A 15505-nucleotide genomic window follows, 5' to 3' on the forward strand; every position below is an offset into this window, starting at 1 on the left:
ATACTCAGGGTCAGGCGGTGGCGCGCTCGACGAGTTGGGTGTCCAGGACGATGTGCGGATCGGGGATCTGGTCGCCGCGAATCCGGGCCACCAGCAGGCGGGCCATCTGCCGGCCCATCTCGTCGACCGGCTGGAACACCGAGGTGAGCGGCGGGTTGGCCTGACGGGCGATGGGCGCGTCGTCGAAGCCGATCACGGCCACGTCCTCCGGTACGCGGCGGCCGGTCTCGCGCAGCGTCCGCATCGCGCCGAAGGCCATCAGGTCGGCGGCGACGAAGACGGCGTCCAGGTCGGGGCAGCGCTCCAGCAGCTGCCGCATCGCGGTCGCCCCGCTCTCCTCGCTGAAGTCGCCGTACCCGATCAGGTCGGGGTTGACGCCGAAGCCGGCGGTGCGGACGGCGTCCCGGTAGCCGGCGAGCCGGGCCAGGCCGGCGCCCATGTCCTGGGGGCCGGCGATGGTGGCGATGCGGCGACGTCCCCGGGCGGCGAGGTACTCCACGGCCTGCCGCGCGCCACCGGCGTTGTCCACGTCGACGAAGGAGGCGGGCTGGGCCTCGGGGTGCAGCATCCGAGCCGGGCGTCCGCCCAGCACGGTGGGCAGGCCCCGTTCCTCCAGGAGGGTGGGCAGCGGGTCGGAGTCATGCAGCGACAGCAGCAGCACCCCGTCGACGTGCTGGTTGGTGAGGTGGTGCTCGACCCGTTCCCGCTCCAGCGGCGACTGGGCCATCGCCAGCCAGAGCTGCAACGGCGTCTCCAGCAGGACCGAGCTGATCCCGCGCACGATGCCGGCGAAGAACGGCTCGGCGAAGATGCGCTCACCGGACTCGCTGACCACCAGGGCCACCGAGTCGGTGCGTTGGGTCACCAGGGCCCGGGCCGCCCGGTTCGGCACGTACCCCAGCTCGGCGATTGCCTGCTGCACGGCGGCGCGGGCCTCGGGACTCACCTGGGGGGAGCCGTTGACCACGCGGGAGACCGTCCCGCGGCCGACTCCGGCGCGGGCGGCGACCGCGTCGAGGGTCGGGCGCCCGAGCGACCGGGTGCGCTGCGTTGTCATCGTCTGCTCCTCCGACGTGGGCGGACCCGGCACCTGGTTCAGCGCCGGTGCCGGGCCACCCGTTACTGGCTGGCCGTCGCCTTATTGTGCGGCCAGACCGTTGCGTCGGATCACCTCCGCGTACCACCTGGCGCTGGACTTGGGGATGCGGGTCTGGCTGTCGTAGTCGACGTAGATCATCCCGAACCGCTTGGTATAACCCCAGGCCCATTCGAAATTATCCAACAGCGACCAGGCGAAGTATCCCCGTAGGGGCACGCCGGCGCTGATCGCCTCGTGCGAGGCGCGCAGGTGGGCGTCGAAGTACGCCAGCCGGTCGGCGTCGTCGACCTGGCCGTCGATCACCGCGTCGACGAACGCCGAGCCGTTCTCGGTGACGTAGAGCGGCAGGTCGGTGTACTCCTCGTGCACCCGGCGCAGGGTCTCGACCAGGCCGGGAGCATCGATCTCCCAGTTCATGTCGGTCACCGGGTAACCCCGGGTGACGAACCGGACGTTCTCGCTGCCCGGCCAGGTCGACGGGGCCCGCCAGTACTCCTCCGGGTCCTCCCCGGGCACCGGCGCGGCCACCACGTGCCGGCTGTAGTAGTTGATGCCGACCACGTCCAGCGGGCTGGAGATGATCTCCAGGTCACCGTCGTGGACGTGCCCGAAGTCGGTCACCTTCGCCAGGTCCGCGACCAGGTCCTCCGGGTACGACCCACGCAGGATCGGGTCCAGGAAGAACCGGTTGGCCAACCCGTCGATGCGCCGGGCCGCGTCCAGGTCCCCGGGCGTGTTGCTGGCCGGGGTCACCGGGTACAGGTTGACGGTCACGCCGAGCTCGGCGCTCGGGATGGCCGCGCGCAGCGCCTGGACGGCGAGCCCGTGGCCGAGCATCAGGTGGTGCCCGGCGCGGACCGCGTCCGCACCGTTCTGGCGGCCGGGCGCGTGCACGCCCGAGCCGTAGCCGAGGAACGCCGAGCACCACGGCTCGTTGAGCGTCGTCCAGTACTTCACCCGGTCGCCCAACGCACCCGCCATGAGCTGCGCGTAGTCGGCGAACCGGGCGGCCGTGTCGCGGGCCGGCCAGCCACCGGCGTCCTCCAGCTCCTGGGGCAGGTCCCAGTGATAGAGGGTGAGCCACGGCTCGATGCCGTTGGCCAGCAGCTCGTCGACCAGCCGCTGATAGAAGTCCAACCCCTCGGCGTTCGCCGGGCCCGTGCCGCCCGGCTGCACCCGCGGCCACGACACCGAGAACCGGTACGACTTCAACCCCAGCTCGGCCATCAGGCGAACGTCGTCGCCGAGCCGGTGGTAGTGGTCGCAGGCGACGTCGCCGGTGTGCCCGGCGACCGTCCGGCCCTCGGTGCGGCTGAAGGTGTCCCAGATCGACGGGGTACGGCCACCCTCGCTCGCCGCGCCCTCGATCTGGTAGGCGGCGGTGGCCGCGCCCCAGAGGAAGTCGGACGGGAAGATCAACGGCGCGCGTTCGTCGAGGACACCCACCGCGGGTGGGATGGCGGGGTTGCTCACGACTTGACAGCACCTTCCATGATGCCGCCGATGATCTGGCGGCCGAACAGGATGAAGACCAGGACCAGTGGCAGGGTGCCGACCGCCGTGGCGGCGAAGACCTGGGAGTAGTCGGTGTAGTAGGCGTACGAGAGGAAGGAGAGCGAGACCTGGAGGGTCGGGTTCTCCGGGCTGAGGATCGCGTACGGCCAGAGGAAGGAGTTCCATGTCTCCATGAAGGTCAGCAGACCGAGGACGGCCGCCGCCGGGCGCAGCGCGGGCAGCACGATGTTCCAGTAGATCCGGAACGTGCTGGCACCGTCGACCCGTCCGGCCTCGATCAGCTCGTCGGAGATCGCCTGGCTGGCGTACTGCCGCATCATGAACACGCCGAACGCACTGACCAGGAACGGCACGGTGACGGCGTAGAGGGTGTCGGACCACCTCAACTCCTGCATCATGCCCCAGAGCGGGATGATGCCGAGCTGGGTCGGGATCATCATGGTGATGACGATCATCAGCAGCAGGATGTTGTGACCTCGGAAGCGCAGCTTCGCGAAGGCGAAGCCGGCCAGCGAACCGGTGATCACTACCGACAGGGTGACCACCGAGGAGACGATGATCGAGTTCATCAGACCGGTGAGGAAGTTGGCCGCGTCGTTGTCGAGCACACGCCCGAAGTTGTCACCGAAGGCCCCGCCCGGGGTGAGCGGCGGCGGTACGTCGTTGATCGAGTCCAGGCTGCGGGTACCGATCACGATCATGTAGTAGAACGGGTAGATCGACAGCAACGCCGCCAGGACGAGCGCCATGTAGGTCAGCGGACTGGTGCGCCACAGGCGCCGGGAAGCGGAGGTCACAGCTCTCTCCTCACTTGGCCGAACGGCGGACGAGTAGGAAGTTGAGCAGCGACATCAACGCGATGATCAGGAAGATCGCCCAGGCGACGGCGGCGCCGTAGCCAGCGGTGTTGAGGTTCTCGATGCCCTTCTCGTACATGTACATCGCCAGGGTCTGGAACTCCCGCTGGTTACCGCCGAGGATGCTGCCGTTGGCGAAGAGCAGCGGCTCGGTGAAGAGCTGCATCCCGCCGATCGTGGAGAGGATGATCACGAAGATCAGGGTGGGACGGACCATGGGCACGGTGATCTGCCAGAACTGCCGCCACGGGCCGGCGCCGTCGATCGAGGCCGCCTCGTAGAGGTCCTTCGGGATGGCCTGCATCCCGGCGAGCAGGATCAGCGTGTTGTAACCGACCCAGCGCCAGTTGACCATGGTCGCGATCGCGGTCCACGAGCTCCACCGCTGGCCGTCCCAGTCGATGTTGTCGACGCCGACGAAGCTGAGCAGCCAGTTGATGAGGCCGAACTCCCGCTGGAACAGCATGCCGAAGACGATCGCGACGGCGGCCACCGAGACCACGTTCGGGATGAAGATCGCCAACCGGAAGAAGGTCTTGGCGCGCAGCAGGGTGCTGTTGAGCAGGTTCGCCAGGAAGAGAGCGAGCAGCAACTGCGGGATGGTCGAGAGCGCGAAGATGCCGAACGTGTTGTAGAGCGCGTTCCAGAAGTAGTCGTCCTTGATCAGGGCGGCGTAGTTGTCGAGCCCGATGAACGTCTGGTCGCCGATCATGTCCCAGTCGTGCAGGGACATCCAGGCGGTACGCAGCATCGGGTACAACCCGAAGATGCCGAAGATCAGGAAGAACGGTGCGATGTAGAGGTACGGGGAGTACTTCAGATCCAGGCGATTGAGCAGATGCCCGCGACGACGCGGGGGCTCGAAGCCCGATGGTGTGACGTTCGACGGGGGGGCCGTCGTGGCCGAGAGGCTCATGATTTTCCTTTCCCGGCGGGAGCCCTTCCGAGGGGGCCCACGCGCAGGGTGCAACCCAGACGGGGACCGACCGGTGGCGCCCGGGGTAGTCCCCGGACGCCACCGGTGGGAAATCACTGTCAGAAGGCGCCCTGGATGGCGGAGTCCTTCACGAACTGCTCCCAGGCCTTGTCCTTGTTGGCCTGCCCGTTCTCGAACGACCGCAGGGCCGGCTCGAGCGCGTTCTCCTTGACCGCCTGGTGCTTCGGGCCGAGGTGGACCGGCTCGATCTTGGCGACGCTCTCACCGAAGATCTTGCCGGTCGGCGCGCCGCTGAAGTACTCGTTGGTGTAGCTGAGGAAGGCCTCGTTCTTCAGCGCCTCCAGGTTGGTCGGCAGCGGGCCCTTGGCCTTGAACGCCTCGACCTGGCTAGTGGCGTTGGTCAGGAACTCGGCGAGCTTCGCCGCCTCCTTCTGGTGCGCGCTCTGCTCCGGCACGGCCAGCCACGAGCCGCCCCAGTTGCCGCCGCCGCCCGGCACGGCCGCCACGTCCCACTTGCCCTTGTTGGCCTCACCTGAGTTCTCCTGGACGATGCCGAGCATCCAGGACGGGCAGAAGGTCGCCGCGAAGGTGCCCTGCTTGAAGCCGCCCGACCACTCCGGCGACCAGGTCGCCGCCTTGGCGGAGATGTCCGACATCGAGGTCGCGGTGTCCCACGCGGCCTTCACCGCGGGGCTCTTGTCCGCGATGATGTTGTTCTCCTTGTCGTAGAACAGGTCGCTGCCCTGCTGGAACAGCACACCGTTCGAGACCGCGGTGATCGAGTCGATGAACGCCTTGCCGGTCGCGTCCTTGTACTTCTTACCGGCCTGGTGGAAGCCGTTCCAGTCCGGCCAGAGCGCCGAGACCTGGTCACGCTCGGTGGGCAGGCCGGCCGCCTGGAACAGGTCCTTGCGGTAGCAGACCGCGAGGCTGCCGACGTCGGTCGGCAGGCCGATCAGGCGCCCGTCGGGAGCCTTGCCCAGCTCCCACTTCCACGGCAGATACTCCGTGGAGTGGTCGTCGACGAGCGGGGTGAGGTCGACCCAGTTGCGCGGGTTGGCCTTGAACTCGTTGAGGATGCCCTCCTCCAGCGCGGTGACGTCCGCCGCGCCCTTGCCGGTGGCCAGGTACCGGACCAGCTTCGGCCGGTACTCGCCGAGCTGCGCGGTCTTCCGCAGCTCGATCTTGATGCCGCTCTGCTGCTCGTACTGCTTGACGAGCTCGTCGTAGCCCATCTCGCCGAAGGTGTCGACGACCAGCTTGGCGGGCTTGCCGCCCTCGCCGGTGTTGCTGTCGTCGCTACCGCAGGCTGCGAGACCGCCGACAGCGGTGACCGCCGCCAGCGCGCCTGCCGCCAGGCGGGTACGCCGCGTGGTGAGGCTCATCCTGACCCCTCTTTCAGTGGTGAGGCTGGTTTATGTGTGGTGGGGGGTGCCGCAGCGCCATCCGGTCCCGACCTGGTCAGTCGGGTTCGGGCGCTCGGGGCGGGACTGTGATCCACGCCATCTTGGGAACGCTCCCATGAGATTGCCGGGAGGTATCCGGAGTGTCAATAGCCCGCTGGGAGCGTTCCCAGATCGTTACCGCGAAAATGTTTACCCCGCGCTCATGGCGACGCGCGGGGCTGCTCAACGTGATCGCTGAGTAACGAATCAGCAGAGTCGGCGCAGCAGCGTGCTGACCCTACCTGCGTCGAACGCCTCCGGGTCGAATCCGGGACCCACCCATTCCCACATCGTCCGGTGCTCCGGGTGGCCGGCGTCGCCGAGCGCGGCGAGCAGCAACAGGTGACCCTGTGGACCGCCGACGTCCTCCGGTGGTCCGGCGCGCTCGCCGTCCAGGCAGATCGGATAGCGCTCGTCCGGATCGGCGGCGAAGACGTCCTCCACCACCAGGTCGTGCTCCCACCAGTCACCGAAGTCGTACGTGTAGTGGAACCGAGCGCCCTTGCCCACCACCGCGTCCAGCCGTACGTCCAACTCGTCGTGTACGGCCAACTCGCCGTCGGGGTCGGGTTCGCCGTACTGCACCCCGTCGATCTCGAACGAGTGCAGGTGGCAGTCGCGCCACCCCATCGCGTGCTGTACCACCCGGTGAACCCGGTCGAGGGTGTAACCACCGGGAACCAGGACCCGCCGCCAGATCGTGGGACGCAGCCCGGACAGCGACATCCGCAGCGTGAAGATCTGACGTGACATGCTGCGTCATCCTCCCCCGGCATAGGCTGCCAGCATGATCTGCCGAGCGTGCCGGACACGGCGGCACGACGAGTGTCCGGGCCGTAACTGGTGCGACTGCCAGCACCGTACCCCTCGCCCCACCCCTCCGGTCACCGGTCCGGCCGGCGAATGACCGTCGGACTTCCGATCCGCGCGCTCTGGCCCGCGCCGTCACCCGGGCCGGTCGACGACGACGCGCTGACCGCCCTCTACCGGCGTGCCGACCGACCACACCTGCGGATGAACTTCGTGACCAGTGTCGACGGCGCGGTCAGCCTCGACGACTACTCCGCCGGGCTCTCCGGCGAGCCCGACAAGCGGGTGTTCGGGCTGCTGCGGATGCTCTGCGACGCGCTGCTGGTGGCCGCCGGCACGCTGCGCCACGAGGGCTACCGGGCGATCCGGCTCGACGAGCGGCGTCGTGCCTGGCGGCGGAGGCACGGGCTGACCGAGTACCCGACCCTGGTGGTGGTCTCCGGCAGCGGGCGGCTCGACCCGGCCCAGGCCGCCTTCGCCGACGCCCCGGTACGCCCCGTGGTGCTCACCCGGTCCGGCACCGTCCCGCCGCCCGGGCTGTCCACCGTGGCCGACGTGGTGCCCTGCGGCGACGACCGGGTCGACCTCGTCGCCGGCCTCGCCGAGCTGCGCCGACGCGGGCTCGACCAGGTGCTCTGTGAGGGCGGCCCGCACCTGTTCGGCGCGCTCACCGCCGACGACCTGGTCGACGAGGTCTGCCTGTCGGTCGCTCCACTGCTCGTCGGCGCGGGCGCGGGTCGGATCACCGCCGGTGACCCGAGTCCCGCCCGACACCTGCCGCTGCGGCACGTGCTGCACGCCGCCGACGGCACCCTGCTGCTGCGCTACGCCCGAGGCTGACGCCACCGGGGCGAGTTGCCGTAATCCGCCACGTAGCCGCAGGTCGGCTCACTACCGTGAACCCGGATCGGCAACTGCCGGGAGGCGGGGCGTTGGCACACGAGGTGGTCGAGCTACGGGTGCACGGTGTCTCCGGCACCTCCGCCGAGTCGCTGCTCGACCATCCCGTGGTGATCCGGGTCGCCGGAGACACGAACGCCGGGTTCTACCGCCCCCGCCCCGGCTTCGGGATCAGCGACCGGCCGGGCGGGATGCACGTGGAGGCGTACCGCTGGGGTGCGCTCACCGCGGGTGGTGCGGTGCGTACCCTGTCGCTGCTCTTCCTGCTGCCCTTCATGCTGGTCAACCTGGCGGTGTGGGCCCGGCCGCCGACCGGCGGCAGCGGCAGCCCCATCGGTCCGGTCTGCCGGCTGCTCGCCGCCACCCTGACCGCCGCGTTCGTGCTGTCCATCGTCGGCGTGACGGTGGACATCGTCGGCTGGCAGTGCACGCCCTACGAACCCTGCATCCGGAACCGTCCGTACCTGTCCTGGCTGTCGGACCTGCCGCTGGGGCCGCGCCTGGCGTTGCTCGCGCTGGTCCCGATCGGTGCGCTGCGGCTGCTCTGGTGGCTCGGCGAGCGCTCCGCACGGGTGTTCGAGGCGTTCCCGGCCGCGCGTGGTCACGACCGGGGCGGCGGCGGGGAGGACCGGATCGACAGTCCGGGCTTCTGGAACGACGCGCTCGTGGTGCAGCGGCTGCGCGCCGTCCACCGGGCGGTCGGGCTGGGCACCCTGGACGCCATCCTGCTCGGCGCACAGATCAACATCCGGCCCACCCCGGTCGCGTACGTGCTGTTCGTGGCGACCTGGTTGCTGCTCGCCGCCTGCGTGATGCTGCTCGTGATGCCGGCTCGCCGGGTCGGCGACGGGCCGGGTCGGGGACCGGTGGACTTCCGGGGCATCCGCCCGGTGCGGCTGGCGGCCACCGGGCTCACCGTGCTGGCGCTGGTCTACACCGTGATCCCGCTGGAGCCGGCTCCACCCCGGGAACAGCTTCCCGGGTACGAGGGGGCGGTGGCCGCGTTGATCGCGGTCCAGGCCGCCCTGCTGGCCGTGCTCACCGCCACCACACTGCACCAGCGACGACACGGCGCGGGGAAGGGCACGTCCTGGTTGAGCGGCCTGGCCGCGCCGGTGTTCGCCGCAGCGGCGATCGCCGCCGCGTACGGGTTCTCCGCCGCCCTGGTCTACCGGGTCGCCGACTTCCTGGACCGGGGCGAGATCCCGAACCCGGCCCGGCCGAACCTGCCCGGCGCGCCACCGCTGGAACCACCCGTCTCCTACCGGTGGGCCGCGCTCGCCGGCCTGGTGGCGATCGTGGTGGTGGCCGCCACGACGATGTGGCGGGTGCTGAGCAGCCGGCGCCGACGACGTCGGATGGCCGAGGAGGTCGTGCGGCGGGACTTCCCCGACGTGCCGCCGGAGGCGGCCAACCGACGTCGGACCGTCCGCGAGGTGGTCGCCCGGGCCGCGATCGCCGAACAGCTCACCCCGGCCTTCATCGTGTTCCTGGTGCTCTCGCTGATCGGCGTGGCCGTGGTGGGACTCGACCTGATCGGCATCGGACCGTCCGAGCTGAGTCGGCGACTGATCGACACCGACGGCGAGGCGACCACGAACCTGGCCATCGCCACCGACGTCGGGATGTACGTGATCGGGCTGATCGCCCTCGGCATCCTAGTGCTCGGGGTGCTCTCGTACCGGTCCGAGGAGACCCGGCGCACGGTGGCGGTGATCTGGGACCTGGGCACCTTCTGGCCGCGTACGGTGCATCCGTTCGCGCCGCCCTGTTACGCCGAGCGGGCCGTGCCGGAGCTGGCCAAGCGGGTCACCGCGCTGACCGCCCGGGGGGACGTGGTGCTCTCCGGGCACAGTCACGGCTCCGTCCTCGCCGCCGCCACGCTGCTCCAGTTGCCGGAACCGGTGCGACGGCGAGTGGCGTTGCTGACCCACGGCAGCCCGCTGCACCGGCTCTACGCCCGGCTCTTCCCCGCCTTCCTCGGTGACGCGACCCTGCACGAGCTGGGCGAACGGATCGGCTGGCGGTGGGTGAACCTGTGGCGCGACACCGACCCGGTGGGCGGGCCGATCTTCTCCGCGCACCACCCCGGCGAGCGCCCACGCGTGTCGGGGCCGGCCGGTACGGTCGACCGTCGGCTCCGCGATCCCCGCGCGGTCGTCGTCGACCCGGACGACACCGTCCCGCCGCCGATCGACCAGCACTGGCCGTATCACACCGACCGGGGGTACGAGGCCGCCGTGCACGAGTTGGCCGGGCGGCTCGACCCGACCGGGCAGCCGCCACGACGACACCGGTAGGCGGTCACCGGCACGCAGGGTCCACGGTCGGTCGCCGTACGCGCCCGGCGGGTGGCCGGGGCGTGGTCTCCGCCGCGTCGCGTGGCGGCCTGTCGTACTCCTCCGGCAGGATGCAGGGCGTGTGTGCCGACCGCGACGACCAGCCGACCGGAGCCGTCTGATGACTGACCAGGGGATCCACCGCCCGGGCGAGCTCGACGGCCCGCGCGACGGGTTCGACCCGGGCGGGCTCGACGGCCCGGGTGAGGGGGTCGGTCGGGTGCTCGGCACCGCCGACGCCACGCCGCTGCAGTTCTGGACGGCGGTCGCCCCCGGCAGCTACCTCCAGCTCGACGACGTGGTGGTGACCCGGCGGGAGCTGCCGGACCGCGAGCCGGTGACCATCGCCGGGGTGGTCACCCAGGTCCGTGCACGGCACGAGGGCGCGCAGTTCGACTCCGACGTGTTCGCCATCGCCGACGGCACGCTGCCGGCGCAGGTGCAGGAGGCAGCGGAGATCACCACCACCCGGGTGGACCCGGAGTTCTACGTGCCGCCGCACCCGGGCGCGGTGGTGCACCGGGCCGAGGGGGACGCGCGCGCCCGGGCGCTGCACTTCGACCGGATGGAGCGACGCGTGCCGATGGGCACCGGGCGCGACGGGGTGCCGGTCTACCTCAACGCCGACTTCCTCGACGGCACCCGTGGCGCCCACGTGTCGATCTCCGGCATCTCCGGGGTGGCCACCAAGACCAGCTTCGCCACCTTCCTGCTCTACTCGGTGTTCCGCTCCGGCCAGCTCGGCGGGGACGCGGTCAACGCCAAGGCGTTGATCTTCAACGTCAAGGGCGAGGACCTGCTCTTCCTCGACCACCCGAACGCCCGGCTGGACGACCCCACCCGGGCCGCGTACGCCCGGCTCGGTCTGGTCGCCGACGCCTTCCCGGACGTGCGGGTGTACGCCCCGCCGAGGATCGGCGACTCCTCCGGCACGCCGGACGTGCACAACCGACTGACCGGAGTGGACAGCTTCTACTGGACGCTGACCGAGTTCTGCGAGAAGCGCCTGCTGCCGTACGTCTTCGCGGACGCCGACGACGAACGGCAGCAGTACACGATGGTGGTCCACTCGGTCGCCGCCCACCTGGCCCGCTACGCCCAGCCCGCCGACGGCGGGGTCAGCGTCGACGGGGTGCGGCTGGGCACCTACGCCGACCTGGTCGACCACATCGTCGAGCAGCTCAGCGACGACGAGACGCGCAGCGACTGGGCGGGCAGCGCGGTCGGACTGGGCACGGTGAACGCCTTCGCCCGACGACTCATCGGCAGCAAGAAGGACCTGTCCCGGCTGATCCGGGGCGACCTGGCGACCCGCCGCCCGCACTCCATCAACACCGCCGAGTCGGCCCAGGTCACCGTCGTCGACCTGCACAACCTGCCGGATCGCGCGCAGCGCTTCGTGGTCGGCGTGACCCTCAAGACCGAGTTCGACAACAAGGAGAAGCAGGGCGCCAAGCCGCTGCTGTTCGTGGTCCTCGACGAGTTGAACAAGTACGCCCCCCGCGAGGGCTCCTCCCCCATCAAGGAGGTGCTGCTGGACATCGCCGAGCGGGGCCGCTCGCTCGGGGTCATCCTGATCGGCGCGCAGCAGACCGCCAGCGAGGTGGAGCGGCGCATCGTCACCAACTCCGCGATCCGGGTGGTCGGCCGGCTCGACCCGGCCGAGGCGTCCCGCCCCGAATACGGTTTCCTGCCCCCGGCGCAACGGCAGCGGGCGCTGCTGGCCAAACCCGGCACGATGTTCGTCAACCAGCCGGACATCCCGGTGCCGCTCTGCCTGGAGTTCCCGTTCCCGGCCTGGGCGACCCGGGTCTCCGAGGCCGGTGCCACCCCGTCGCAGACGCTGCGCTCGATCACCCAGTCCGCCGACCCGTTCGCCGTGGTGGGTTCCGGTGGCGGCAGCGCCGACGACGACATCCCCTTCTAGACGACTTCTGCGCCACGAGGAGAGGGCTACCCGTGAAGATCCTGCACACCTCGGACTGGCACGTGGGCAAGGTCCTCAAGGGGCAGTCCCGGGCCGAGGAGCACAAGCAGGTGCTGGCCGGGGTCATCGACATCGCCCGCCAGGAACGGCCCGACCTGGTCGTCATCGCCGGCGACCTCTACGACACCGCCGCGCCGACGGCGGAGGCGACCCGCCTGGTCACCCGGGCGCTGACCGCGTTGCGCCGCACCGGCGCGGACGTGGTGGCGATCGGTGGCAACCACGACAACGGCGCGGCGCTGGACGCGCTGCGGCCGTGGGCCGAGGCCGCCGGCATCACGCTGCGCGGCGCGGTCCGCGAGGATCCGGCCGAGCACGTCGTGGACGGCACCACCGCCGACGGGGAACGCTGGCGGCTGGCCGCGCTGCCGTTCCTGTCCCAGCGGTACGCGATCCGCGCGGTGGAGATGTACGAGCTGACCGCCGCCGAGACCAACCAGACGTACGCCGACCACCTGGGCCGCATCCTCGCCCGGTTGACCGAGGGCTTCGACGAGCCGGACCGGGTGCACCTGGTCACCGCGCACCTGACCGTGGTGGGCGCGACCACCGGTGGCGGCGAACGGGACGCGCACACCGTGCTGGGGTACGCCGTGCCCGCCACGGTCTTCCCCGGCACCGCCCACTACGTGGCCCTGGGCCACCTGCACCGCGCCCAGCGGGTGCAGGGGCCGTGCCCGATCCGCTACAGCGGCGCCCCGTTGGCGGTGGACTTCGGCGAGCAGGAGAACGTGCCGTCGGTGACCCTGGTCGAGGTGACCGCGACGACTGCGGCACGGGTCCGGGAGGTGCCGGTGGCGGAGGCTACGGCGCTGCGCACGGTACGCGGCACGCTGGCCCAGCTCGCCGGGATCACCCCGCCGGAGGGCTGGCTGCGGGTGTACGTCCGCGAGCAGCCCCGGGCCGGGCTGCGGGAGGAGGTGCAGGAGCTGCTCCCCCGCGCGTTGGAGATCCGCATCGATCCGGAGCTGGTGCCCGCGCCGGGCAGCGGCACCCGGGTCGCCCAGCGGGCCGGCCGGTCGCCCCGCCAACTCTTCGCCGACTACCTGGACAGCCGGGGGCACGCCGACGACGGGGTCCGGGAACTCTTCGACGAGCTGATCGAGGAGGTCGATCACTGATGCGGCCGATGCGGCTGGACATGGCGGGCTTCACCGTCTTCCGGGACGAGACCACCGTCGACTTCACCGACGCCGACTTCTTCGCCCTGGTGGGGCCGACCGGTTCGGGCAAGTCGACGGTGCTCGACGCGATCTGTTTCGCGCTCTATGGCACGGTGCCGCGCTGGGGTGGCGCGCGGGGGCTCGGCAACGCGCTGGCCCCGTCGTCGACCGAGGCGCGGGTGCGGCTGGTCTTCGAGTCCGGCGGGGCCCGCTACGTGGCCACCCGGGTGGTGCGCCGGGACAGCCGGGGCAACGCGAAGACCGCGAACGCCGGTCTGCAACTGATGCCCGACGGGTTCGACGTCACCAAGCTGGACACCGGGCTCAGCCCGGAGGACCTGGGCGAGGTGGTCGCCGGCACACCGGCCGAGATGGAGACCGCCGTGCTGGAGGCGGTGGGCCTGCCGTACGAGCAGTTCACCAGTTGCGTGGTGCTGCCGCAGGGGCAGTTCGCCGACTTCCTGCACGCCCGTCCCGCGACCCGCCAGCAGATCCTGGTCAACCTGCTCGGACTCGGCGTCTACGAACAGGTGCAGCAGCGGGCCACCACCCGCGCCGGGCAGGCCGAGGCCAAGCTGGAGGCGGTCGACCAACTGCTGGCCGGGCTCGCCGACGCCGACGACGCCACGTTGACACAGCTCACCGACCAGGTGGACCGGATGCGGGAGCTGGCGGAGGCGGTGGCGGAGGCCGTGCCGGAGCTGGACGCGGCGCGGGCGACGGTGCGCGAGGCCGGGTCGGCGCTGGCGGCGCTGGACGCCGAGTTGACCGTGCTGGGTGAGGTCCGGGCACCGGACGGGGTGGCCGAGGTGGCCCGGGCGGTGGACGCCGCGCGGGCCGAGGCCGAGGCGGCGGCGGGCGCGGTGTCGCTGGCCGAGGAGCGTGAGGAGAAGCTGCGGGGGGAGTTGGCCGCCGCCGGTGACGAGAGCGCGCTGCGGATGCTGCTGCGCGCGTACGCCGACCGGGACCGGCTCGACGCCGAGGCGGAGCAGGTACGCGCCGTGGTGCAGACCGCCGGTGCCGAGCACGAGGCGGCGGCCGGTGCGCTGGCCGAGGCGCGGACGGCGGCCGACCGTGCCGAGGCGGAGCTGGCGGCGGCGTTCCAGGCCCACGAGGACGCCAAGGCGACCGACCAGGCGGCGGCGTTGCGGGCGCACCTGAGCGACGGGGACTCCTGTCCGGTCTGCGAACAGACCGTCGCCCGGGTGCCGGCGATGCCCGCCGGTTCGGCGGTGGCGCAGGCGGTGGCGGCCGGCAAGGCGGCCCGGGCGGCCAGCGAGGCGGCCAAGCGGCTGCTGGCCGAGCGCGACTCGGCCGCCCGTGACCTGGAACGGGTGCTGCTGCGGGCCCGCGCCGAGCAGGACGGGCTGCGCAGCCGACTGGCCGAGGTGGACCAACGGCTGGACGGCGCGGCCACCGCCGAGGCGCTGCGGGCCACGCTGGCCGAACACGCGCGGCTGCGGCAGGCACTCGACGAGGCGGCAGCGGCGGTCCGAGCCGGTCGGGACACCGCCCGGCGGGCCCGGGGTGCGCTGGACACGGCGCAGGAGCGACTGAGGTCGGCGTGGCGGCGGTTCGACGGGGTACGCGACGGGGTGGCCCGGTTCGGGCCGCCGGCGGCCGACCGGGACGACGTCGCCGCCGCGTGGACCGCGCTGTCGGAGTGGGCCCGGGAGCAGGCGCGGCAACGCCAGACGCTGCGGGCCGCCTCGGCGGAGTCGGTCGCCGCGGCCGAGGCGGTGGCCACCGAGGTCGCGGCCCGGATCGCGGGCATCTTCACCACCGCCGGTCTGCCCGCTCCCGACGATCCGGTACGCGCCGCCACGGTCGCCGTGGAGCGCGCCGAGGCCGACCTGCGCCGGCTGACCGAACGCCGTGCCCAGGCCGAGGAGCTGCGCGCCCAGCGGGCCGAACACGAACGCCGGTCCCAGGTGGCCCGGGCGCTGGCCGGGCACCTGCGGGCCAACAACTTCGAGCGGTGGCTGCTGGCCGAGGCACTGGACCTGCTCGTCGACGGCGCCTCGGGGATCCTGCGGGAACTCTCCGGCGGGCAGTACGACCTGGTCCACGACAAGGGCGAGTTCTTCGTCGTCGACCACTACGACGCCGGGCTGCGTCGAGGCGTACGCACCCTCTCCGGCGGCGAGACGTTCCAGGCGTCCCTGGCGCTGGCGCTGGCGCTCTCCGAGCAGTTGGCCGGGATGTCCACCACGGCGGCCAGCCTGGAGTCGATCGTGCTGGACGAGGGCTTCGGCACCCTCGACGCGGCCACCCTCGACACGGTCGCCGCCACCCTGGAGAACCTGGCCGCCCGGGGTGACCGGATGGTCGGCGTGGTCACCCACGTACCGGCCCTGGCGGAACGCATCCCGGTCCGCTTCGAGGTCCGTAAGGACGCCCGCTCGGCCCGCATCGAACGGACCGGCCGGTGAGCGCGAGCGAAAGGCGTGACC

11 protein-coding genes are annotated in these 15505 nt (G+C 71.5%); 5 read left to right on the forward strand and 6 right to left on the reverse strand.

The genetic code is table 11. From position 1 onward, the window contains the following. Nucleotides 1-10: 10 nt before the first annotated feature. From ACIBO1_RS12760 to ACIBO1_RS12785, 6 genes are all read right to left on the reverse strand, one after another. Nucleotides 11-1057, reverse strand: coding sequence for a LacI family DNA-binding transcriptional regulator (locus tag ACIBO1_RS12760; protein ID WP_131051772.1), 1047 nt, complete (start codon nt 1055-1057; stop codon nt 11-13). Between the two features lie 81 nt (nt 1058-1138). Next, complete coding sequence (locus ACIBO1_RS12765; RefSeq protein WP_396744892.1) at nt 1139-2572, reverse strand: GH1 family beta-glucosidase; 1434 nt, start codon at nt 2570-2572, stop codon at nt 1139-1141. Beyond that, on the reverse strand, nt 2569-3411 hold the full coding sequence (locus tag ACIBO1_RS12770) for a carbohydrate ABC transporter permease (protein ID WP_396744895.1): 843 nt from the start codon (nt 3409-3411) through the stop codon (nt 2569-2571). Before ACIBO1_RS12770 ends, ACIBO1_RS12765 begins: the two co-directional genes overlap by 4 nt. A 10-nt stretch (nt 3412-3421) precedes the next feature. After that, nucleotides 3422-4387 carry a carbohydrate ABC transporter permease gene (locus tag ACIBO1_RS12775; RefSeq protein WP_396744898.1) on the reverse strand — a complete coding sequence of 322 codons (966 nt, stop codon included), beginning with the start codon at nt 4385-4387 and terminating at the stop codon, nt 3422-3424. A 119-nt stretch (nt 4388-4506) separates the two neighbouring features. Beyond that, complete coding sequence (locus ACIBO1_RS12780) at nt 4507-5793, reverse strand: ABC transporter substrate-binding protein (protein WP_396744901.1); 1287 nt, start codon at nt 5791-5793, stop codon at nt 4507-4509. Between the two features lie 267 nt (nt 5794-6060). Further along, on the reverse strand, nt 6061-6606 hold the full coding sequence (locus ACIBO1_RS12785; RefSeq protein ID WP_396744904.1) for a plasmid pRiA4b ORF-3 family protein: 546 nt from the start codon (nt 6604-6606) through the stop codon (nt 6061-6063). Nucleotides 6607-6756: 150 nt separating this feature from the next. Here ACIBO1_RS12785 and ACIBO1_RS12790 point away from each other — a divergent pair, with 150 nt between their 5' ends. The 5 genes from ACIBO1_RS12790 to ACIBO1_RS12810 all read left to right on the forward strand — a co-directional run bounded on the left by ACIBO1_RS12790 (nt 6757) and on the right by ACIBO1_RS12810 (nt 15484). Next, the gene (locus ACIBO1_RS12790) at nt 6757-7503 is read left to right on the forward strand and encodes a pyrimidine reductase family protein (RefSeq protein ID WP_396744907.1); all 747 of its coding nucleotides are present in this window, start codon (nt 6757-6759) and stop codon (nt 7501-7503) included. A 56-nt stretch (nt 7504-7559) separates the two neighbouring features. Continuing rightward, complete coding sequence (locus ACIBO1_RS12795) at nt 7560-9863, forward strand: hypothetical protein (protein ID WP_396744910.1); 2304 nt, start codon at nt 7560-7562, stop codon at nt 9861-9863. Between the two features lie 160 nt (nt 9864-10023). Beyond that, a complete protein-coding gene (locus ACIBO1_RS12800) occupies nt 10024-11829 on the forward strand; it encodes an ATP-binding protein (protein WP_396744913.1) in 1806 nt (601 codons plus the stop codon). Between the two features lie 32 nt (nt 11830-11861). Further along, nucleotides 11862-13010: an exonuclease SbcCD subunit D gene (locus ACIBO1_RS12805; protein ID WP_350694005.1), complete on the forward strand. Its 1149-nt coding sequence runs from the start codon at nt 11862-11864 to the stop codon at nt 13008-13010. Continuing rightward, entirely contained in the window at nt 13010-15484 is a 2475-nt protein-coding gene (locus tag ACIBO1_RS12810) for an AAA family ATPase (protein ID WP_396744917.1), read from the forward strand. Before ACIBO1_RS12805 ends, ACIBO1_RS12810 begins: the two co-directional genes overlap by 1 nt. Nucleotides 15485-15505: the final 21 nt, after the last annotated feature.

Source organism: Micromonospora sp. NPDC049903, assembly GCF_044460945.1.
GTDB lineage: Bacteria > Actinomycetota > Actinomycetes > Mycobacteriales > Micromonosporaceae > Micromonospora.

Coding starts and splice junctions, on each gene's coding strand:
- ACIBO1_RS12785 (WP_396744904.1), bottom strand. CDS start 6,606: ATGTCACGTCAGATCTTCACGCTGCGGATGTCGCTGTCCGGGCTGCGT.
- ACIBO1_RS12790 (WP_396744907.1), top strand. CDS start 6,757: ATGACCGTCGGACTTCCGATCCGCGCGCTCTGGCCCGCGCCGTCACCC.
- ACIBO1_RS12800 (WP_396744913.1), top strand. CDS start 10,024: ATGACTGACCAGGGGATCCACCGCCCGGGCGAGCTCGACGGCCCGCGC.
- ACIBO1_RS12780 (WP_396744901.1), bottom strand. CDS start 5,793: ATGAGCCTCACCACGCGGCGTACCCGCCTGGCGGCAGGCGCGCTGGCG.
- ACIBO1_RS12810 (WP_396744917.1), top strand. CDS start 13,010: ATGCGGCCGATGCGGCTGGACATGGCGGGCTTCACCGTCTTCCGGGAC.
- ACIBO1_RS12775 (WP_396744898.1), bottom strand. CDS start 4,387: ATGAGCCTCTCGGCCACGACGGCCCCCCCGTCGAACGTCACACCATCG.
- ACIBO1_RS12760 (WP_131051772.1), bottom strand. CDS start 1,057: ATGACAACGCAGCGCACCCGGTCGCTCGGGCGCCCGACCCTCGACGCG.